A 21,330-nucleotide genomic window follows, 5' to 3' on the forward strand; every position below is an offset into this window, starting at 1 on the left:
CCCCGCTCACTGTCACCGTCCACCGCGACCCCGCAGGGCCACCTCGCGAGAACGCCGAGATCACCTACCGGATCGACGTCGTCAACAACACAGCGGCCGACTATCCGGCGGCCTCGATCTCGCAGATGCTCCCCGGCGGCATGCGCGCGGTCACCGTCGACAGCGACGGCGTGGCCCGAGACGGCGAGATCGAATGGACCGCACACCTGTCACCGCACGCCACCCTGGAGCGCACCCTCGTCGCCATCGTCGGAAGCCGCGACCAGATCCAGAGCGGACAGTTCATCCACGTGATCCAACCGCACCACACCACAGCCACCGGCGGGTCGGAATTCTCCACGACGGCATGCGTCCGCCCCGACCCCGCAGCCCGCCCGCTGGCCTGCGGCTCCGACTTCGCCACCCTGCAGCACCCAGACCACGGCACCTGGCTGCCATGGCTGGGCACGGCAGCCGCCGCGCTGGCCACGACCGCCGGATTCCTCGCCGTCCGCGGGCGGAAACGCCGAGGTACGCCGCACAGCCGATGAACACCGCTGTTGGGTCAGGTCAGGTCAGGGCTCGGCGAATCGCATCTTCTTGACCTTGTTGCCGCAGGTGTTCATGGAACACCACCGGCGATTGGCTCCACGGCTGGTGTCGAGGAAGAGCCCCGCGCATCCGGGACCTTCGCAGTTCTTGATGTGGTTGCGGTCGGGGCCTCCAAGGATGTGGATGGCATCCGCGGCCAGGACCCCGAGAGCGTCGTCCGCAGCCGTGCTCTTGGTCAGATGCCATCCCGCGAGGCCGTGTTCGAGCGCGGGCTTCGCGTGCCCAGCGGCCGCGACCGTGTTGAGGATGCGGACAGCCTTCGAATCAGGCTGTTCACCCGCGGCGATCGCCGACCCGATTCGGTAGATCGCCTCGCGCAGCCCGACGGCCTTCTTCAGATCGGCCGGCGAAGCTTCCGCGACCTCAAGCCCTGTTGCCCGCAGCCACGTCTCCAGTCGTGCGGGATCGGTCAGCCGCTCCCGCGGCGCCAAACTGGCTCGATCGCTGACGGTGGCAGTGAAGCGGAACGCCAGGACCTCGTTGTCCATCCGGAAGACACGGCGTATCTCCTCGGCCATTCCAACCTCCACAATCGACGACGGCACCTCAGAGAACCCTCTTAGCCGGTTCCACAGGATGGTAGCCCCATGGCATCATTGAACCGTCTTAGCCGGTTCAAGAGAGAAGGTTCTTCGCATGAGCGAAATCGCAGTCATCGGCCTGGGAGCAATGGGCAGGCCCATCGCACACAACCTCTTGAAGGCCGGCCACGACGTCGTGGTGTGGAACCGCTCCAACGGACCCGCGGACGAACTCGTCGCAGCCGGCGCCCGCCGATCCGCGTCGGTCGCAGAGGCCATGCACTCGCCGGTGGTCTTCTCGATGTTGGCCGACGACCGGGCCGTCATCGAGACGTTCATCGACTCCGGTGTTCTCGCCCAGACCCCACGCGGAACTGTCCACGTCAACCTCGCGACGGTGAGCGCCGGGCTGGCCCGCCAGGCCAACGCAGCGCACGCCGAGCATGGCGTCGGGTACATCGCGGCACCGGTCTTCGGCCGTGCTCCCGTCGCCGAAGCCGGAGCCCTCAACATCCTTGCGGCCGGCGAGCAGGATCTGATCGACCGCGTACAGCCACTCTTCGACGTGATCGGCTCACGAACCTGGCGCCTCGGCGATCACCCGGAGCAGGCCAACATCGTGAAGATCGTCGGGAACTACCTGATCGCCTGCGCGATCCAATCACTCGGCGAGGCGGTCAGCCTCGCCGAAGGCGCCGGTGTCGACTCCGGACAACTCGTCCAATTGCTGACCTCAACGCTCTTCCCAGGAGCCGTCTACACCGGCTACGGATCGGCGATCGCCGAACGGCGCTACCAGCCCGCCGGGTTCACCGCAGTCCTGGGCCGCAAGGACCTCCACCTCGCACTCGACGCAGCGAGCGACCACAACATGACGCTCCCGACCGGTGAACTGCTACGGGCCGTCTTCGATCAGGCCATCGCCGACGGCCGCGGGGCCGACGACTGGGCGGTCATCGCGGAACAGCAGCCGCGTTAACCGCCCAAGACCTGCGATCCCCCATGGAAGATCTCGGTACGCCCGTTGGGAAAGGTCCGTTCGACGTGGAGCCGGCGGCCGTGGTGGAGCCGGGACCGCGTCGAAGGCGCCGGTGAGAAGACGTTCCGGGCACTCGCTCCGGATCAGGGATCAGATGCTGTTGCTGCCCGCCAAGACACGTCCAGACCGAGACAGCCCTGCTACACGCGCCGCGACAATCGACTGGCTTGCCATGAATACGCCAACCGGGCAACCACGACTGGCTACGCCCGGCGCGCACCCTCGGCGGTCCGATCGTGCTGGTCTGGGACAGCTTGAACACCGCCCCGACGGCCGGGATGAGGAAGCTCATCGCCGACCACGATTGGCCGAGCGTCGTCCCGTTGCCCGCCTACGCACCGCGGCTGTGGAGGCCTTGACCTGGCCCGCGCCGGAGGCAATGACCGTCGTCAGCACGCCTTGGACCGCTTAGGTGATCTTTGCCGGTTGTGCTGCGTTTCTTACGGGATGATCCAGGTTCGCATAGGGCTCACTGGCCGTATCCAAGCTGCGGTGCGACGGACGCGTCAGGTGTGCTTCCGGATCGTCTCGCGGCTCAACTTCGCAGTCGTCGAGAAGTACGCGCATGTCGAAATCGCGAGCGCGCAAGCGCCACGCTGTCGTGTTGGAGTTCATCGCGGCGGGTCTGGTATTCAGCGTGAGCCCAGTGGCAGCTCAGGTGAAGGGGACCGGGACGGTGACCGCTGGAGCCGGTCTGATGCTGCGGGCCGGCCCGTCCGAGAGTTCGGCGCGGATCGGCTGGTTCAGGTCGGGACAGACGGTGGTGTTGAGCTGCGACCGGAACGGAAGCGCGTTCGGCGGGAAGACGCGGTGGGTGCGGTTAGTTGGAGAGCCGACGCAACCTACTCCGGCGATCAGACCGATCTGTCACTGTGTGCCTATGCCATCTGCGCCACGCTCGAATAAGTGTGCAAGCGAAGACGGTGTCATCGCGGAATCTGAAGCACCCACACGCGACCCGCGTCGGCGCCTCGCCCGGCAAGTCTGAGCGCACCGCCCGGTAAGGCTTGAGCCGGGGACCCGCTCCTATAGGCAGCCTGCCGAGCATCTCGGCTACGTCATCGTCAACGTCCTGCCGACAGTCGGCAAGACATTGACGATCTATCGAAAGCTCCAGGTGGTCCACCGGTGCCTCCCCGTTCCCAACGGGGAGGCACCATGGCGCTTCAGGCGCTTCAGCCTACGTGGTTCAAAAACCCTGCTATATGGACTCACCTGCGTGAATGCCGCTGGAGGGCGGCGCTGGGCACGGGATGATGATGCTCGTGTCTGCGCGTTCGGTCTACCTTCTGTTCTGCCGGACAGCCTCCTGGCTGATGCTGTTCGGGCGCAGCAGCGCGGCCAAGGACGTCGAGCTGCTCGTACTGCGCCATGAGGTGGCGGTCCTACGCCGGGGCAGTCCGATGCCGCGTCTGGACTGGACCGACCGCGCGTTGTTCGCGGCGCTGATCCGGCTGCTTCCCAAGCATCTTCGTGCTCACCGGCTGGTCACCCCGGCACTGTGCTGCGCTGGCATCAGCGGCTGGTGGCCGCGAAGTGGCGCCAGCCTCGGCCGCCGGGACGCCCGCCGATCCCGGCAGAACTCGTCGAACTGATCCTCCGCCTGGCCCGCGGCAATCCCACATGGGGCTACACCCGCATCCAAAGCGAACTGCGGCGTCTGGGCCGCCGGGTCGCTACCACCACCATCCGCAAGGTTCTGCGAAACCACCGCATCCCGCCCGCCCCGAACCGGGACGAAGGCCCGACCTGGCGCGGGTTCCTGCGGGCTCAAGCCACGACGATCCTGGCCACCGACCCCTTCCAGATCGAGACCATCACGCCCAAGCCGCTGTACGTGTCCTTCGTCCTGGAACTCAGCACCAGGCAGGTACATATCCTCGCCGATCACCGATCACCGAACACCCCACCGCGACCTGGCCGACGTCGGCGAGCGGGCCGACCAGCCCCGATACCTGATCCGACCGGGACTCCATCTTCACCGACGCGTTCGACGCCGTCTTCGTCTCAGCGGACATCGAGGTCAAGAAATCGGCGCCGCAGACCCCGAGAGTGAACGCCTTCGCCGAACCCTGAGTGAAGACCGTCCGCGCCAAGTGCACCGACCACATGCTCATCCTCGGCGACCGCCGCCTGCGCGTCGTCCTGGACCGATACACCGAGCACTACAACACCGGACGTTCGCACCAAGGCCACGGGCTGAACCTACGAGCACCCCTGGACAACCCGAACGTCATCCCGTTCCCAGCTCACCGGATCACCCGAACGAAGATCCTCGACGGTCTCATCAACGAATACGACACCACGGCATAGCCCCAGCTCAACGGCTCGGCAGAGCTATTGAACCCCGCAGACCGGCGAGTCGACCGCGCAGATTGAGCGAGCCGCACGCATCACCGCTCTCCAGCAGCAGATCTCCGATCGTAAAACCGTCGGCGAAAGCTGATGCGGTCACTAGAGATCGCCGACGAAGTCGACGACGAGTTCGTTCGGGACGTCCAGTCCCACATCGCCGAGGTGCGGGCCGAGAAGCGCGCACTGCAGGAACGGCTCAAGGCCGTGGAAAAGACCGTCTCCGAGCAAGAGAACCCCAACCTGCTCGACGCGCTTCCGTTCGGCGAGATCCACGTCTCGAAACTCCCGGAAGAACTACAGCGGCGACTCTACGAAGTCTTCCCGCTGGAGATCCACTGCGACTTCGAGGCCAAGAGCGTCCGAGTCGTCACGACCGTGTTCTTCGAGGCCCTGGAGACGGCGCGGAACCTGGCTGACCAGGCTATCCGCATGAGTGAGGGAAACGAAAAGACCGGCTCAGTTGAAAAACTCAACCGGGCCGGTCTGAAGCGTGCCCCCGGAGGGACACTACCCAGACGGGCACGGCTTCGACCAGCGCAGGAGCACACGCCTCCAGATCAGCGGCACTGCGCCCTGGGACTCTCCATGAGCCACTTGGCGATCGCTGGTTGCCTGCTCAGAGCATTGATTTGCGCTCGGAACAGGTAGCGCCAGGCCGCGATTTCTATAGGCAGTCCTATCACAGCCTTCTTCGTCACCAGCGGCAGGCGGCAGTCCCGGGTCATACCGAGACAAGCGATCCGAGACGCGTCACGAGTCCAGCCGGAAGTAGTCATCGACAACAAACGTGGTGCTGACGCGCGGGAAGCCAGCCTCGATCTCCTCCGCAGAGGCCTCAGTCAGGTCTGGAGGCGCCTGATCATAGAGATCGCTCCGCCCCGCGAAAAACTCGACCGAGCTGCAAGCCACACTGAAGTCCTGGTTGGGCATCAGCGCCATCCCCACCTGGTGCCAGCCGTCGTTCCGGGCGAACTCAGAGTTCATCACCAGCCAGGGCTGATAACTCTGCGCGGTTCCTGAGCCGAGCCAGGAAAACTCGCGGACGTGGTTCAGAACGATCACCGCGATGTCCGCGTCTGGAAAGTCCAATGCGTTGCGCAGGTCGAACACGACGCACAGACGAGAACTCAATGCAGCGAACCCGAGGTCAGTAAGTTGCGCCTCCCTGAGAAAATCACCGCCCGCAATCCAGCCGCTATCCGGAGTCGAGGCGGACAGGTTGGCCGGCGTCGCGCCGTGGAGGAGATTCTCTGCGGAGATCGGCATCGGAGCGTCTTCTTCAGTTCTCACGGGCACGCGTCCAGGTGACCTGCCGGGTCGTTCTTGGCAATCGTCTTACCGGTCGCTCGGTCAACCGTCTGGCCCTGGTTGTTCATGTAGTTAACGTATCCGTCGGGGTGTGGGTATTTGCCGGTGGTCACCGGATCCATGAAGCGTACCCCGGTCACCTTGGGATCCAGGCCGTTGCCACCCTTGCCCCCGATATACATGAATCCCTTACCGGACTTGACCGGCAGCGGCCCGTAGGCACCTTCAGGCACCGGGAACATAACACCGTTGTAATTGACAAAACTCGGCGTATTCAGCTGGACGACTGTGCCATCTCCCCCGACTGCGAAGCTCGGCGGCGTGGGCGCGGCCTTGGCCAGGCCGAGTGGGTCGATCCACTCAAGGGGATTGCCTACGTACGCGTAGTTGTTGGGCGCGGGAACGAGGCCGAGCGGGTCTGGGGTGGTGTAACGCCCGGTCGTCGGATCGTAGTAACGATGGAAGTTATAGTCGAGGCCGGTTTCCTCGTCGTGGTATTGCCCAGGGAACCGCAAGGGGCAGGTGGCCGTGCCATTGCCTGTGCCTTGCCCCCACAGGTTCGCCGTGCGGTGCCACTCGGTCCGGCCATCAGGGGTGATGAGCTCGACGGGTGTGCCGGTCTGGTCTGCGACGATCGCATGGAACGCGCGGTCGACCACGTCCTGCGGCGCGTTCGCGAAGTACACGCGACGGTCCTGCGCAAGCGGTGCCCACGATTCCGGCTCGTGGTCCCAAGTGGTCGCCGTGGCGTGCCCGGACACCACATCGACCCGGCGTTCCTCAACCAGCGCCGCTCCATCCCAGGTGAAGCGGATCTCTTCAGCCGTTGAACCGTCCGAGGCGAGCCGGAGCTTGGCGACCCAGCGGATCGTATCGGTAGGCCCATCGGTTCCCGTCCGGTGTCGTGCTCTCCACCATCTGGTCGAGAGCGTCGTACGAGTAGGTCCAGGTCTTGGCACCGCCGCTCAGAAGGCGCCGCGTGACCTTGGCCAAACGGCCCTGGCCGTCATAGTCGTAGTGGGTTCGGCCTGCGTGCCGAAGGATCGTGCCAGTCATCTCACGGTCCCCGATCGCGTCCCCGTCCGGCGTGCGGCTGTCCGCCGCTTGGACGAGGTTGCCCATCGGGTCGTAGGCGTATTCCTCGCTCCACGTGGAGCCTTGAACAGCGGTGATCCGCCCGGCCGAGTCAAGGGCGAGGCGTTTCAAGCCCGAGACCGTGTCAAACATCGAATCCACGACGCCATCGACACGGCGCGTCCAGACCTGCTCGTGGATCACGCGCATGCCGTCGGCCACGTCTTGGCCGGCGTGCGATAGGACACGACGGGCTTGGAGTCTGCCGACAGGGTCCCACTCATGGTTGAGCGCGATCTCCGCGCCGATCCAGCGCCGGGTCTCCCTCCCCGCACGGTCGTGGTCGAATCGGATCTCGTGGTCGCCAACCGCGAGAACGACGGGCCTTCCCATGGCGTCGTACCGCCACTGCGAGGCTCTGCCAGAGGGTGTGGTCCGTGAGGTCTTGCGGCCCAGAGCGTCGTAAGCGAAGGTGACGTCCTGCCCGTCCACTGATTCGGTGAGCGGGCGACCGAGCGGGTCTCTGGCAAAAGCCAAGTCGCAGTCTGCGCCGCGAGCGCGGACCAGCCCACCCTCAGCGTCGTACTCGAACACGGTCAAGTCGCCTTCCGACGTCCGCTGCTCGACGACGCGGCCCAGGACATCACGAGAGAACTCGACCGCTTGCCCGACGCTGTTGGCACGCCGCACCAGGTTGCCCGCCGGGTCAAGCGAATAGGACAGTGCGCGGTCGCTGAAGTCGCTTTCCGAAACCAGACGTCCCGCCGGATCGTAGGCGTAGTTCCAGGTCGACTGCTGCGGGCTGACGACCGCCGTAAGGCGCAGCTCGGTGTCGTGAACGAACTCGTAGCGTGCCCCGTCGGGCTCGATGCGCGCGGACTGCCGTCCGAACGGCCCGATCTCGTACTGGGTTGTGCTACCCGTCGCCGTCGTGTGGGCGACCAGTGCCCCGTTGGCATCCCACATCCACGCCTCAGTCCCGCCGTCGGGCCGGGTCACCGCGGTGAGTCTGCCCTCGTCGTCCCAAACGAAGTCTGTGACATTGCCCAGCGCATCGGTCTGCGCCAGGACCAGGCCCCGGTGGTCGCGGGCCGTCACCGAAACGGGAAGGCCGGCAGCGTTGTTCCGGATGAGGGTGCGACCGCCAAGCGGGTCGATGATCTCCACCAGAGCGCCGCGATCATCGTGAGCGCTCCGCGTCGAGGCACCGAGCGGATCGACGGTCTCGACGAGGCTACCCCGCGCATCGTAACGGTACCGCCACTGTGCGCCGCTTGGGGTGATCACCAGAGCCGGAAACCCGTTGGCGTCGTACTCGATGGTCGTAGTGCCGCCTGCCGCGTCCGAGATGGCGGTTGCCGCGCCGTTCTCGGACAAGGTGTACCGCGTTGTGGAGCCGGTCTGGTCGGTCATGGACAGCACGCGGCCGTAACGGTCGTATTCAGTGAAGGCGGTGTTCCCGAGCGGGTCGGTGATTGAGGAGACGTGGCCATTTTCGTCGTAGGTGTACGTGGTCCTTTGGCCAAGGGAGTTGGTCAGGACGGTGCAACGTTCGTCGTCACGGTATTCAAGAGCCCCGGACAGATATCCGCCGTTTCCGATACTGCGCATGACTCGGCCGTCGGAACCGTACTCGTAGACGTATCGGTATCCGATGCGGTCGACCCAGGCCGTGACCCGGTTGGAGTCGTCCCACTCGTAGATGTAGGGAACTCCTGAGGAGTCGATGACGCCCGTCAGACGGCCGCGGTCGTCGTAGCGGTACCGCTTGGCGGTGGTCCAGTTCTGAGTTTCCCCGGCAAGAAGCCTGATTCCAGCCACACGAGGGCCGGCCTCGGTGACCACAGTATCGACGGCCAGGTGATAGCCGGGGCTTTCGAGGCCAGACGGGGTTCCATACTCGTCGCGCAGGATGCTGGTCCGGTTGCTGTTGCGGTCGGCCATCGCGGCGAGGTCCCGGATCTGTCCGAACTCGTCGCTGTAATGAACGACGGGGAAGTGCCGGGTAAGGCCAGTCTCCGGATCGAAGATGCGGATCTCGTCCGTATGGTGGTCCCAGGTAAGGGGCCAGCGAGCACCTCTGGTGGGCAAGACCGGTTCGTTGCCCGAAGGCATCTCGTAGTGCAGGACCTGACCGTCGTCGCCAGCAAAGTGGATTCCCGCCTCATTGATCGACAGTCGCTGGTCGAGCGTCGATGACCAGCCGGGGCCGAACAAACGGCCCGTGTCATAACCAGACGAATACGTTCGACGCAATATCACCGGCAGCACGCCCGGTAGTTCGAGATCAGTCTCATTCGAGACCATCTCGCCGGAAACCAGATCGACCGGGTCAACACCGTTGGCACACTTGCTGACTCCGTTGGCACTGCGCGCCTCGGCGCCAATGGAGTCCTCAACGCCTTCGTCGACTCCCTTGCCGAACTTCCCGGCCAGCGATCCGAGTGCTTTGCCTCCTATCGCCGAGAAGGCCTTGCCACCCACGAACGTAAGGCCGAGCATGCCGGCGCCCATCAGCGCGTCGCTCCAATGGCCTTGCATCGCGTCACCTGCGATTTCCAGGCCGGTGCCGGCCAAGGCAATCAGGTTGTCGGCCTCCGCCAGGCCCGCGGTGATCACATCCACGCCGGGGATCCAGGAGGTGGCCAACGCGATGACGTCCAAGATCGGGGCGAGGTCATTGGCGATCTCGGCGATCTTGCCGCCCCACTCGGCCAGGTCCGCCCCGAGGTGCTCCCACCAGTGCTTGTTGTGGATGCCGTCGGATTGGGCGTGGTGCAAAGCGGTGGCGCACGTCTTCGCAGCGGCGATGCGGTCGCTGTAGGCGTCGTTGGCCTGCTTGGTCAGCGCCGCCATCGCGACTTTAGCGTTGTTCAGGTTGGTCTGCGCCGTGTCATGCGTAGTCTGAGCATCGGTGACGGCCTGCGGGTTCGGGATGGCGACGTGGTTCTGCTGAGCCGTCTTCAGATCCGCCGCTGCCGTGTTGGCGTTGGTAGCGGCACGCTGCAGATCGACATTGGCGTCTTGGGCCTGACGCAGCGCCGAGTCGGCCTTGGACTGCGCCGCTTGAAGCTGAGGCGCGTAGGCCGAAAGCGCGTCGGACGCTTCGCTGTAAGACGTGTACAGCTTCTGCAGACGCCCCGGCAGCGGACCATACTGGCCCTTGAAAGACTCAGCAGTCTGACCCACCCACTGCATCGCCGCAGTGTCCGCACCGAACGAGTTCAGACTCCGATACGCCGCCTCCACATCATGCGCGAAATCCCCGAACTCCTTCGCCAGAGCCTGCACCGACTCCACCACACCCGGCGTCGGATCCCCGTCCAAGCCCAGAACGTCCCAGCCAGTCGGACGTGCCATCCCCCGAACCCTCCCGATTGCCGCAAGACACCGATCGCTGCCACAATCGATCCTGGTGCGGACCTGTAGCAGACTAGCAACGCGAATCCGTCAAAACGTCAGCAGTACATAGCCATCGCGTCGCCCTGCTCGTCAGTCCACACCTCAACTGCGACCAGCCTCTGAGTTCACAAAGTCGTTCACACGGACCGTAACCCCCTAGCGCTAACCGACTACGGACGGTACTACACCGGAGGAACGGCGGCGTCCCGAGTAGCGCTCGAAGGTGAACTCGGAGCATGCGCTCTACGCCGAGGGCTCATCCGGTCCAACTGACGACTGTGCTGGGCGCCGACATGTGGGCACCTTGGTACTTGGATGCAAGCGTGCATCAGCATGATGAGTGGCATATCGCAACGATCGCTACGCATGCCCGACGCCGAGGGCTCAGCCAGAACTTCCGTGCCATCGCGCAGCCATCCGGAGCACCCGCACCCGCGCCGCAGCGCCAAAGTCCGCCAGCAGGCCAGGCAGCCAGACGTCTGTCCTCAAACGTCTAGCCTCTGCGCCCTTCTTGACGGTGCCCTACGAGGGAAACGCAGCAGACCAGATCGCACCCGACCTGCGGAAACAGGGCGGACGCGTTCGCTTAGTCGGCCTCTACTGCGCCGATTGAACACACGTTGGCGAACATCACGCCCCTGCGTCGAACGACCCCGACGATCTCCAGCCCAGGGGCGCGTTTACCGGTTCCCGAAGGATCGTGAATCCTCAGCTGAGGAGGTACGCCAGGGTCACGACGGCCTCGCTCACGCCGATGAGGGTAAACGGGATCCACAAGTCGGGCAGCTGCAGTCGCCAGCGGTACTCAGCCGTCGAGGCGCTCACCGGGACGGAAAAGACGATCTTGTCGCTCTCCTCTTGGAGGCGGTCCCGGATCGGTTTGAATGCCGAGTAGCCGTTGAGCTGAGCGCCCAGGGAGCCCTGGAAAGCCCACGTGGAAATCATCCGCCCGTCAAGCAAGCGCAGCTTGATGCCCGACGACACCACAAACTGCCGCCCCAGACGCCACGGCACCATGAGCCGGACGATGCAGTTTTCGATGACGATCCCCTCAGGCCTGAGCCGGATCGTTGCCCGCCACCCGACGAGCCAGCAAACGTAGAAGAGGAACCCGCCGATCGCCGGCACCACAAAGACGGCAGAGGTGTTCCCCTTGGCGACCGCGACAAAGGCGCCGATCAGAAGCGCGCCAGCAGCCACCGAGCCAAGGCCGATGGCCCCAATCGCCTTGGTCTTGTTCCGGACCGTGACCTCTTTGCTCGAGTTCTCGGCGAACGAGGCCCGCGTAACCGTTCTTCCTAACACTTGCGCTCCGCATTTCCACAGATCCAGTAAAAGCCATCCTCAGGCGGATCGTTCTGAACGGTTCACCCGCTCCACCTGGCGAGCAGCACACCTCACGGCGAGGTTCAAATCGTGCTGACGCACCCCATCGAAGATATCCACCCACCCGAAAGAGCCCTTCCCCTCAAGAGTCATCAGGTTTCCGATCAAATCAACAGCCAGCTTAAATTTACTAACCTGGTTTCTCGCATCTGGGCGACCTAAGCCGCCCACGCCCGCCCCAGTGCAATCTTGGCTAACCGAGGACCTGGAATCGGCTCGTTCTTTCGAGCACGCCTGATTACCTCTTTTCGATCCGCCTTGGAAATCTGAGCCCATCGCTGCCGCGCTTCGAAGTCCCGATCCGAATCCATCGCCGACCGCTCCCCGCTCACTTCTGCACGCCATGGCCATGGATGTACCGTCCACCGGCGACTAAGTTACCGGGTGGCGCCCGCACCTACTTCGTATATTGACTTCCCTGTGACGCATTGACGACGCTCTGGCTAGGGTGGAGCCAGCACTTGGCCTATATCCATGCCGCAGCGTGACATCAATTCTGTCAGCCCGACCTGCAGCGAGGCCGGCACCTGAAAGTGAACACTTCCGCTATCCGCCGCATCAATTAAAGCGACGCCCCCACGCCAGGCCTCCGCACCGATCGTGTAGGGGACTAGATCCAGAAAGGCGGCGACTTCGCTACCATCAGCTACATTGACATATAGGTTTACTGTTCGCCGATGGCGACCTCGCAGCCCTGCCCGCTGACGAACCAGAGCCGCCATAAGGCGATCAAGGGATCCATCCACCTGGCACGGCCAAGGGTGATCGCTGATCAAATCAATACTGGCCTGGTTCAGCAGGAATAACTGCATTCTGGCGCGTAGAAGATCCACGAAGATCTGGTAGAGCAGACCGACGACCACAGACTCCGATCACGCCACGGAACCACCCGAGATCAGGCCTATTGGCCGAGTATCTGACCAGGACAGGGCGATGTCCGAAGCCGATGGCCGATACGGTTCGCCTATGGATGCGTTCTCAGTGCGCACACGTTAATCGATGTTGGCGACAGTGACCTCAGAAGCCGTTTCTTCCATCCGCCCTTCGTCCTGCTCGATGTCCCGCACCCGAAACGCGAACAGCGACGGATCCCCCAGCTCTCGCACCGCCTCCCGCCACTGCGGGGTCCCAGATACGAGAAACCCCGTGAAGCCCTGCGCTTCCAGCAGGAACAGACTTCCGGCGTCAGCTTCGATCCCGAACCTTCGGCAGGCGGCCTCGTGCTCGTCGCCCGTCGCCCGCGCGATTCGCAGTCCCTGCATCCGCGGCTTGATCATAAGAGCTTCCACATGCCACGCGCAGATCTCGATCCGGGTGGTCGAGTTGTCCATCCAGCTGGGATTGCTCCGCAACATCAGGGCGTCATGGGAATGACCCAGGCTCCATACTTGGAAATATCGGTCGGATTCGAACGCCACCATATTCTCACATCCCAGGTGGGACACGAAGTCCCGCATCCTTTCGCAGCTGAATCCAGTCCGGCTCATGCGCAAGCATATCAGTGGTCACGTCCTGACCTTTGAAATAGAACCGGAAGGAGCTCCAGGCCCGACCGTCCGGGTCGTCGTCGACCTTGTGCAAATATACAGACTTGGCGATCTCTGTCACCTCCCAGGCCGTTCCCATCTCGTTCGATGGGTCCGCGACGGCCTGCAGTCCATTCCTTTGGATGAAACTGGAGCCGCGCAGGAACGCCGCGCGGAAGGCATCCTCAGGTGTTTCTCCGCCAAGCCCGTCCAAGACCAGGGTCACCTTCGGCGTCTGATTCTTTCCGTACAACGCTCTCATGACGCCCAGCATCCAGTTCGGATAGGCAATCCGCTGGCCGTCGGGGTCCGTCTCCCAGTTGCCCCACGGGCCCTGCCGTTGAGAGTCATCGCGTCCGGCTCTGGATTCGTGGGGTCGGTCCAGGCCGGTAAATTAACAACTCTACTGTCAGGCACGCATAGCGAGGAGCACCACCTGGAGCGGGTTCGCTGCGGCTAGCCTCGGCGACCGCGGAGCCTGCCTGCGTGCTCTGTCACGTTCAGAGACGGCGCTCAGCCGAACCGACCCAGAGATCCCGCCATGGATCGCGTACTTCGACGCCTGCGAGTTCACGGACGAGACCGCCCACTGTCACCGCGATCTCGGCGACTACAGGCAGGCGGTCGCTACGGCTGAGACCTGCCTGGCATTTCAGGAACAGGGTTCGCCGCGCAGCCGTGTCTTTTCTCGGATCGTCTACGCCGAGGCGATGTTCGGGGCCGGTGAGGCCGAGTACGGCGCCGACATCGCTACCGATGCGCCCCCGCACGCGACCGCTATGGCGTCGCGACGGACTGTAGCCTACCTCCAGCAACTGCGAATGAAAGCACAGCCGTACGCAGCCACCACCGCCGTTGCCGACTTCTTGGAGCGGTCGGCTCCAACCAAGTGATCGCCCCAGAAGCGCTGGTGCTGCGTTCCTCACACGCGTGGAAGCTACTTTGGCCATCGGGTCTGGCCAGGGCATGTGCGTGGTAGGAGGGTTCTTTCGTGTCGAAGCTGCAATTGCCGCGGGCTACCTTCCGCCTGAACGTCTTTGTAAACTCAGAGTTCTGTCGTGATTGGGAGCGGACGGCGGGGCGTCGGCATGGGGGTAATCCCCCGCTGAGATTCTGCCGGATCCGCGGTAGCTTGCCGCGTGGACGAACCAAGATCGGCGTTGCGCGAATGGCGTGTGACTAGGGGGCTCGAGGGATGGCACGTCCGACTGGCTGGGACATCCTTGGCTTGGATGGGGATCCGACGCCGGGTGTGGTGGAGTCGGTGCAGGCTCTGGCGAAGCAGTTCGGAGATTTCGCTCACGATGTGGAGTCCGCGTATCGGAGCCTGAACTCGTTTGGCTCTGACGCCACAGCGATGCAGTGGGTGGGGCAGACCGCTGATGCGTTCAAGGCGAATTACGGTCCCTTGCCAGGGCGTTTGCAGAAGCTGTACACGTCGTACAGCGAGGCCTCCGACGCACTGTCAGCGTATGCGCCGCAGTTGCAGGCGGCGCAGTCGAAAGCCGATTCGGCGTTGCGGCAGGCCCAAGACGCGAACGCTGATATGCAGCGGGCCACCACCAACGCCAACAGCGCCGCGGCCGATTTGAAAACGGCGCAGCAGAACCACGCCGCCAACCCAAATCCACAAGCTGTCACCGATGCACAAACCGCGCACGACACGGCACAGACCAACCTGAACAACGCCAAGGCTCGCATGGCCGCGTTGACCACTCAGGCCAATCAGGCTCACGACGATCGGATCGCCGCAGCAAAGACCTGTGCCAAGGCCCTTGGTCACGCGCAGGCCGACGGCATCCACAACAAGTCGTGGTGGCAGCATCTGGGCGAGGACCTGTCCGAGTGGGGCGGGAAGATCGCCGAGATCGCCGGGGACCTCGCTCCGTTCCTGGACGTGCTGGCTCTGGCCACCTCGTGGATCCCGGGTGTGGACGTCATCACCGCGGCATTGGCCGAGGCTGACGACATCATCGCGCTGGTCGGCACCGGTATGCAGATCGCTGGCGACGGAATGCAGGGCCACTGGGGCGATGCCCTGCTCGCAGCCGGGATGCTGGGCGCGACCTACCTCGGCGGCCGGGCGCTGGAGGGCGTCGGGGGCAAGCTGCTCGGCAAGCTCGGCGACAAGTTCGGCAAGGACGCTGAGGGCGAGGCGGGCGCCTTGGGCGCCGCCGAGCATCCCGGGGGTGTCGAAGGCTGCACGAAGGCCGGAGACCCGGTCGATGTCGTCTCCGGTCAGATGATCGCCGGCGATACCGATTTGGCCCTCCCCGGCATCCTGCCCTTGGTCCTCCGCCGCGTCTACGCCTCCGGCTCCTCGACCGGCCGCCTGTTCGGTCCGGGCTGGTCGTCGACCTTGGACCAACGTTTGTCGGTCAACGCCGCCGGGATCCACTTCGTCGGCGACGACGCCCAGACTTTGCACTACCCGGTGCCGGCCGCGGGCGAGGAAGTGCTGCCAGTGCTGGGTAAGCGCTGGCCACTGGTGTGGGACCGGGAGGCCGACGAGATCCGCATCGTGGATCGTGCGGACGGAAGGACGCTGCATTTCGCAGTCGTCCACCATTCCGAGGAGCTCGGCCAGATCAGGGACCTGACCTCGATATCGGACCGCAACGGCAACCGGATCGAGGTTCTGCGGGACACGCAGGGAACGCCGACCACCGTCTTGCATTCCGGCGGCTACCAGGTCGCGGTTCAGACCGCGGCCCACGGCGACGGTGTTCGGGTGACCGGCGTCAGTCTGGTGGCAGGGGGCGAGGGTGGTGACGAGATCCCGGTCCGTTCCTACGCCTACGACGATGCGGGCCGTCTGACCGACATCACCGACTCCCGCGGCGCGGTCCAGCGCTTCGAATACGACGGGCAGAGCCGGATCACCGCCTCGATCGACCGGTTGGGGTTCGGCTACGCCTACGAATACGACGCCCGGGGCCGGGTGGCCCGCGGCATCGGCGACGGCGGGTATCTGTCAGCGGATTTCGCCTACGACACCGCCACCCGAGTCACCGCGGTGACGGACTCGCTCGGCAACGTGACCGAATACCACTACGACGAGTCCCGGAACGTTACAGCGCTGATCGACGCCGAGGGCAGGACACTGCGATTCGAGCAGGATCGCTTCGGACGGCTTTTGGCCGGAACGGACCAGGTGGGGAACACCACCCGCTACGAGATCGACGAGCAAGGCGACGTGGTCGTGATCGAGCGACCGGACGGGTCGACGGTCTCTGTCGAATACAACGAATTCGGCCAGGAGACCCTGATCGGTCTGCCGGACGGGACGCGATGGCACCGCTCGTACGACGAACGCGGCAACCTGATCGCCGAGACCGACCCGCTGGGTGCTCGTACGACGTACGAAATCGACGAGCACGGCGCGATCAGCGCGGTCGTCGACGCACTCGGGCACCGCACCACATATACGACTGACGCCCACGGCCTGCCGCTCACCACCGTCTATCCGGACGGCGCCGCCGAACACGTGGTGCGTGACACCTTCGGCCGATCTGTGTCGTTCACGAACGTCCAGGGCCAGACGTCGAACGTGGTGCGGGACACCGAGGGTGGCCTCGTGGCGCAGACGCTTGCGGATGGCACGACTCAGACATGGGAGCGGGACGCGGCAGGGAACGTCGTCTCCCACAGCGACGCCGCCGGCAACCTCTTCCGGTTCGAGATCGGGCCTTTCCAGCGCCTCGTCGCGCAGATCCGTCCTGACGGTGCGCGCTACGGGTTCGCCTACGACACCGAGCTGCGGATGACCTCGGTCACCGGCCCGGGTAATGTGACCTGGGATTACCAATACGGGCCCGCGGCCGCTGTCCCCATAGCCGAGTCCGATTTCGACGGCGTCACCACGGGCTATCGCTACGACGCTGCCGGCCGGCTCCTGGTCAAGACTCGTGGCAACGCTGCACAGTCGATCGCCTACGACTACGACGCACTGGGGCGCGTGACACGCCAGACCACGGGCGAGGGCGCTGTCACAGAGTTCGCCTATGACCCGCTGGGTCGGGTGATGGCCGCCCGCTCCGATGCGGCCACGGTCGAGTTCACGCGTGACCCGCTGGGCAGGGTTGTCGCCGAGTCGGTCGACGGGCGCGTCACCCGCAACGAGTACGACGCACTGGGCCGCCGTATCCGACGCACGACGCCGACCGGGCTGGTCTCCACTTGGACATTCGATGCCGCGCACCGGGCACGGTCGCTGGCCTCCGACGCGGGCGTCATGGCGTTCGAGTACGACGCAGTCGGCCATGAGACCGCGCGCCGACTCGGGGGAGGCGGCGCGGTCGCCCAGGCATGGGACGCCGCGGGGCGGCTGACAGACCAGACCGTCCACGCAGCCGACCCGAACGCGCCGGAATCCGTGCCCGGCCTCACCCAGCGTCGTCAGTACACCTACCGCCCAGACGGCTACCCGGTCGCAATCGCCGACCTGCTCCGTGGGGAGCGACGCATCACGAACGACTCCGTGGGCCGGGTCACTGCCGTGGAGGGCGGCCCGAGCCCGGAGCGCTACGCGTACGACAGCCTCGGAAACCTCGTGTCGGCGAACTACCCGGCTCCCGACGACGACGCCGCAGGCGCGCGTGACTTCCGTGGAACGCTGCCGCGTGCCGCCGGCCGTGTCAGTTATGAGCACGACGAACGCGGACGCCTGGTCCGGGTCATTCGGCGAACGCTGGATGGCCGGCGCAGGCAGTGGACCTATTCCTGGGATGCCGACGATCGTCTGGTCACTGCCTCGACACCGGATGACGAGGTCTGGCACTACCGGTACGACCCGCTGGGTCGGCGCATCGGGAAGCAGCGTCTTGACGCCGCCGGAGTAACTGTTGGTGAGGTGCTCTTCAGCTGGGACGGCGACAAACTCGCCGAACGGGCCACGCAGGAGCCCGGCCACGTCGTCAAAATCCTCACTTGGGACTGGCAGCCCGGTCAGGACCGGTGTGCGGCTCAAACAATCCGGGTCCTGTCCGACGGCGGCCAGGTCATCAGCCAGTCCCAATACGCCGTGGTCGGCGACACCGCCGGCACTCCTCGCGAACTCGTCGCTGAGGACGGGCAGATCGCCTGGCAAGCCCGGGCCACGCTGTGGGGAGTTCGAAGCGCGGGACCAGAGGACGAGGTCACGTGCCCGCTCGGCTTTCCGGGGCAGTACCACGACGCCGAGACGGGCCTGGAGTACAACCACTTCCGCTACTACGACCCGGAAACCGCCCGCTACGTCAGCCCCGACCCGTTGGGGCTGGAAGCAGCGCCGAACAACCACGCCTACGTCCCCAACCCGCTGTCCTGGATCGACCCGCTCGGCCTGGTGCCCGCAGGATCGGGCAAGGACGGCGGCTGGTACGGCGCCCTCCAGCCCGCCGGTTCCGGCTACGAGATCAATCACATCCCCGCGAAGAACGTGACCAAGAGCCTCGGCGGGATCTCCATGCACAGCGGACCGGCGATCCGCATGGAACTCGACGATCACTACGCGCTCTACAGCACCCGCAGCTCGCTGCCGTCCCAAGCATGGCGGCAATGGCAGAAGGAGCTGCTCGGCCAGGGCAAGATCACCGAGGTGATGCAGATGGACATCGACGACATTCGGAACCGCTTCGGCACCAAGTACGATGGGGCGATCCAGGAGATGATCGGAAGCCTCAAGCACAATCAGGGGTTCCAGGACTTCCTGACCCAGCACAACATGACGATCCAATACTGCAAGCTAGGGTGACACCGTGGACATCGAGTTGCAGCCACCGACCGGGTTCTCCGGCCTGACACTGGGACAGCCGGAGCAGGAGACCGCCCTCGCGGCTGAGGCGTTCGGTCCTGTCAAGACTTCCCGCGGAGCTCCGGTCGAAGCCGCCGGGGTCACTTTCCCGGCGCTGTCCAAGATGATCGGCGGCACCGATCCCAAGTTCATTCTCACCTTCGATCAGCACGGGAACGCCGACACCGTCGAGCTCATGCGACCGCGAGAACCGGAGTCTGACGTCACGGTGACGTTCGAGGGCATCGACGTTTTCGGCACCCCTTGGAGCCAGGTCCTCGAAGAGATGGAGAGCCGCGGGCACCGTATCGTGCGCGACGACGAAGACATGTTCTTCCACGCTCCGGACCTCACTCTGGGATTCAGCCGCGACGCGGCCCACGAGGTACCTCTCGACGATGATGGCGAGCCGCTGTACTTCGAGTCCGTGCTTGTTGCCAAGGCGGGATATTACGACGGCCCCGGCGATCGATAGCCCCGGTCGCTGACCAGCCAGCGGTTCGGTGCCGGATGCCTGGGCATCAAGGTCATTTGGGGTGGGGCGATCTGTAGACCTTCAGGGGCCGACGGATGCCGAATTCCGCTGGGGAAGAGACGCGATCGGGCGCATCTAGTAGTGCTTGGTTAGGTTGAGAAGAATGCCCAGTTTGGGGTTTGGCAGCGGCAGAGGTTGCACCTGCCGGTCCAGGTCGCGAGGAGGCGTTGGATCTCGCGCAGGATCCGGTAGAACGTCAGGCCGCTGCCGTCTCCTTTCCCAAGCGCAGCCAGGTCAGGAAGGCGTGGGCGACAGCGACGCAGGTGATGTGGTGGTGGAAGCCGCGCCAGGTGCGGCCTTCGAAGTGGTCCAGGCCTAGGCCGACTTTCATCTCCCGGTAGTCGTGCTCGATGCGCCAGCGCAGTTTCGCCCAGCGGACCAGGGTCTTGATCGGGGTGTCGGCGGGCAGGTTGGACAGCCAGAACTGGACGGGGGCGTCGGCGCCGGTGGGCCATTCGGCCAGCAGCCAGCATTCGGGAAGGTCTTGGCCTCGGTAGTACTTGGCCACGGCGTCTCCGGCCGGGCGGATGCGGATGGCGATGAACCGCGATCGCAGGGTTCGTGTTTTCCCGCCGTGATGCTTGGTCCCGGTGCGCCAGGCCACCGTTTTGCGGGCGGCGCCTTTCTGGTCGGCGGCCAGGGCTGCGACCGAGACGGGCTTGTCGGGGTAGGCCGGCTTGGGTGGTGCACCCCGGCCGCGGTAGGCCGGAGTGCACCGTTGGGCGCTTGCCGGCTGGGCCGCCATGTCGGCTTTGACCCCGACCACGTAGGACAGGGCGCGGTCGGTCAGGCCCTGGCGGAACTCGAAGGCGTCGCCGTAGCCGGCGTCGGCCAGCGCGAGCGGGACCTGCACGCCCCAGGCAGTGAGCTCGTCCAGGGAATCCAGGGCCAGGCGCCACTTCTGGCGATGCCGCACCTCCTCGGGGATCTTGCAGCGGGACCGGCGGGCCCGAACCGCCGCCGGGTCCGGGCACAGCGGCGACAGCGGGTCCCAGCCCTTCTCGGGCAGAAACAGCCGCCAGTTCGCCGGATAGGACGCGGCATCGGTGGCCAGATGAGTGGTGACCGCGACCTGGCAGTTCGCGGTCTTGCCCAACGAGCCGGTGTACTGGCGGGCCACCCCGGCCGATTCGTTGCCGCACTTGGGGAAACCGGTGTCGTCGAACACCACCGCCTCGGGCTCGATGAGCTCGGCCATCCGGCGGGCCATCGCCGCCCGCACCGGCACCGGGTCCCACGTCGAGTCGGTCAGGAACTGCTGCAGCGATTGCCGGTCCCCATCCGGCAGCCGCGCAGCCATCGGCTCCACCGACTTGCGTTCCCCATCGAGCATCAGCCCACGCAGATACACCTCGCCCCAGAACCGCTGATCCCTGCGCGCGAACGAAGCAAACGCCTGGGCGGAGAAATCCACCAGGTCACGCCGTACCCGAGAAAGCTCTTCAAGATCCACGCTCAGATAGCGACAGAAACCCAACCAGGTCACGCACCTAACCAAGCACTACTAGTACGGACGCCAACGACGCGGCCGGTCCAGATCACGCAGGTCTGCAAGTCGCGTCGCGAACTCCTCGCCGATGACCGGATCGTCTGTGGCCCGCTGCGCCAGCCAGCACACCATCCGCAGTAGTTGAACCGCCTCGACCGTGGGGAATGCGGGATCATCCGACGGATCTTCGCCGTAGGCATCGCAGAAGATCCACCATCCTGAAGTGGCTGTTCAGAGTGCTGGCATGGCGTGGTTTGTGGGTGCTCGTGCTGGTCGTGGGCGGCTGTCCGTGGTCTCGATCGTTCCGCCGTTCCGCCGTTCCGCCGTTCCG

Annotated in this window: 17 protein-coding genes and 2 pseudogenes; 10 read left to right on the forward strand and 9 right to left on the reverse strand. The window is 65.0% G+C overall.

Going from position 1 to position 21,330, the window contains the following annotated elements:
- Positions 1-530, forward strand: a pseudogene (locus tag KGQ19_RS37200) (hypothetical protein); the annotation flags it as partial.
- Positions 531-554: 24 nt separating this feature from the next.
- On the opposite strand, the gene KGQ19_RS37205 reads toward KGQ19_RS37200, so the two are convergent.
- On the reverse strand, positions 555-1,109 hold the full coding sequence (locus KGQ19_RS37205) for a CGNR zinc finger domain-containing protein (protein ID WP_212018156.1): 555 nt from the start codon (positions 1,107-1,109) through the stop codon (positions 555-557).
- Between the two features lie 118 nt (positions 1,110-1,227).
- Between KGQ19_RS37205 and KGQ19_RS37210 the strand changes: the two genes are divergently transcribed.
- The 6 genes and pseudogenes from KGQ19_RS37210 (at position 1,228) to KGQ19_RS37230 (ending at position 5,154) form a co-directional block, all read left to right on the forward strand.
- A complete protein-coding gene (locus tag KGQ19_RS37210) occupies positions 1,228-2,091 on the forward strand; it encodes an NAD(P)-dependent oxidoreductase (protein WP_212018158.1) in 864 nt (287 codons plus the stop codon).
- 281 nt (positions 2,092-2,372) lie between these two features.
- Positions 2,373-2,492: pseudogene (locus tag KGQ19_RS53515) on the forward strand (IS630 family transposase); the annotation flags it as partial.
- Positions 2,493-3,416: 924 nt separating this feature from the next.
- Positions 3,417-3,746, forward strand: a complete 330-nt coding sequence (locus KGQ19_RS37215) for a hypothetical protein (protein ID WP_212018161.1) — start codon at positions 3,417-3,419, stop codon at positions 3,744-3,746.
- The gene (locus KGQ19_RS53105) at positions 3,677-4,207 is read left to right on the forward strand and encodes a helix-turn-helix domain-containing protein (RefSeq protein WP_212018163.1); all 531 of its coding nucleotides are present in this window, start codon (positions 3,677-3,679) and stop codon (positions 4,205-4,207) included. Before KGQ19_RS37215 ends, KGQ19_RS53105 begins: the two co-directional genes overlap by 70 nt.
- A gap of 20 nt (positions 4,208-4,227) precedes the next feature.
- Positions 4,228-4,464 (forward strand): hypothetical protein, encoded by a 237-nt coding sequence (locus KGQ19_RS37225; RefSeq protein WP_212018165.1) that lies wholly within the window; start codon positions 4,228-4,230, stop codon positions 4,462-4,464.
- Positions 4,465-4,596: 132 nt separating this feature from the next.
- The gene (locus KGQ19_RS37230) at positions 4,597-5,154 is read left to right on the forward strand and encodes a hypothetical protein (RefSeq protein ID WP_212018167.1); all 558 of its coding nucleotides are present in this window, start codon (positions 4,597-4,599) and stop codon (positions 5,152-5,154) included.
- A gap of 102 nt (positions 5,155-5,256) precedes the next feature.
- Here KGQ19_RS37230 and KGQ19_RS37235 read toward each other — a convergent pair whose 3' ends face one another.
- The 7 genes from KGQ19_RS37235 to KGQ19_RS37265 form a co-directional block, all read right to left on the reverse strand.
- Entirely contained in the window at positions 5,257-5,772 is a 516-nt protein-coding gene (locus tag KGQ19_RS37235; RefSeq protein WP_212018169.1) for a hypothetical protein, read from the reverse strand.
- Between the two features lie 20 nt (positions 5,773-5,792).
- Positions 5,793-6,500, reverse strand: coding sequence for an RHS repeat-associated core domain-containing protein (locus KGQ19_RS37240; RefSeq protein WP_212018171.1), 708 nt, complete (start codon positions 6,498-6,500; stop codon positions 5,793-5,795).
- Between the two features lie 133 nt (positions 6,501-6,633).
- A complete protein-coding gene (locus KGQ19_RS37245) occupies positions 6,634-10,248 on the reverse strand; it encodes a DUF6531 domain-containing protein (protein ID WP_212018173.1) in 3,615 nt (1,204 codons plus the stop codon).
- Between the two features lie 750 nt (positions 10,249-10,998).
- On the reverse strand, positions 10,999-11,595 hold the full coding sequence (locus tag KGQ19_RS37250; RefSeq protein ID WP_212018175.1) for a hypothetical protein: 597 nt from the start codon (positions 11,593-11,595) through the stop codon (positions 10,999-11,001).
- Between the two features lie 524 nt (positions 11,596-12,119).
- On the reverse strand, positions 12,120-12,539 hold the full coding sequence (locus KGQ19_RS37255) for a hypothetical protein (RefSeq protein ID WP_212018177.1): 420 nt from the start codon (positions 12,537-12,539) through the stop codon (positions 12,120-12,122).
- Between the two features lie 129 nt (positions 12,540-12,668).
- The gene (locus KGQ19_RS37260; protein ID WP_212018179.1) at positions 12,669-13,097 is read right to left on the reverse strand and encodes a hypothetical protein; all 429 of its coding nucleotides are present in this window, start codon (positions 13,095-13,097) and stop codon (positions 12,669-12,671) included.
- 4 nt (positions 13,098-13,101) lie between these two features.
- Complete coding sequence (locus KGQ19_RS37265) at positions 13,102-13,464, reverse strand: hypothetical protein (RefSeq protein WP_212018181.1); 363 nt, start codon at positions 13,462-13,464, stop codon at positions 13,102-13,104.
- Between the two features lie 229 nt (positions 13,465-13,693).
- On the opposite strand from KGQ19_RS37265, the gene KGQ19_RS53655 reads away from it, so the two are divergent.
- The 3 genes from KGQ19_RS53655 to KGQ19_RS37280 all read left to right on the forward strand — a co-directional run bounded on the left by KGQ19_RS53655 (position 13,694) and on the right by KGQ19_RS37280 (position 19,450).
- The gene (locus KGQ19_RS53655; protein ID WP_498038951.1) at positions 13,694-14,095 is read left to right on the forward strand and encodes an NsdA family TPR-like regulatory protein; all 402 of its coding nucleotides are present in this window, start codon (positions 13,694-13,696) and stop codon (positions 14,093-14,095) included.
- Between the two features lie 302 nt (positions 14,096-14,397).
- Positions 14,398-18,936, forward strand: coding sequence for an RHS repeat-associated core domain-containing protein (locus KGQ19_RS37275; protein ID WP_212018185.1), 4,539 nt, complete (start codon positions 14,398-14,400; stop codon positions 18,934-18,936).
- A gap of 4 nt (positions 18,937-18,940) precedes the next feature.
- Positions 18,941-19,450, forward strand: a complete 510-nt coding sequence (locus KGQ19_RS37280) for a hypothetical protein (RefSeq protein WP_212018187.1) — start codon at positions 18,941-18,943, stop codon at positions 19,448-19,450.
- A gap of 256 nt (positions 19,451-19,706) precedes the next feature.
- Here KGQ19_RS37280 and KGQ19_RS37285 read toward each other — a convergent pair whose 3' ends face one another.
- Complete coding sequence (locus KGQ19_RS37285) at positions 19,707-20,963, reverse strand: IS701 family transposase (protein WP_438801895.1); 1,257 nt, start codon at positions 20,961-20,963, stop codon at positions 19,707-19,709.
- Between the last annotated feature and the right edge of the window lie 367 nt (positions 20,964-21,330).

The organism is Catenulispora pinistramenti (assembly GCF_018274385.1).
In the GTDB taxonomy this organism is placed as follows: domain Bacteria; phylum Actinomycetota; class Actinomycetes; order Streptomycetales; family Catenulisporaceae; genus Catenulispora; species Catenulispora pinistramenti.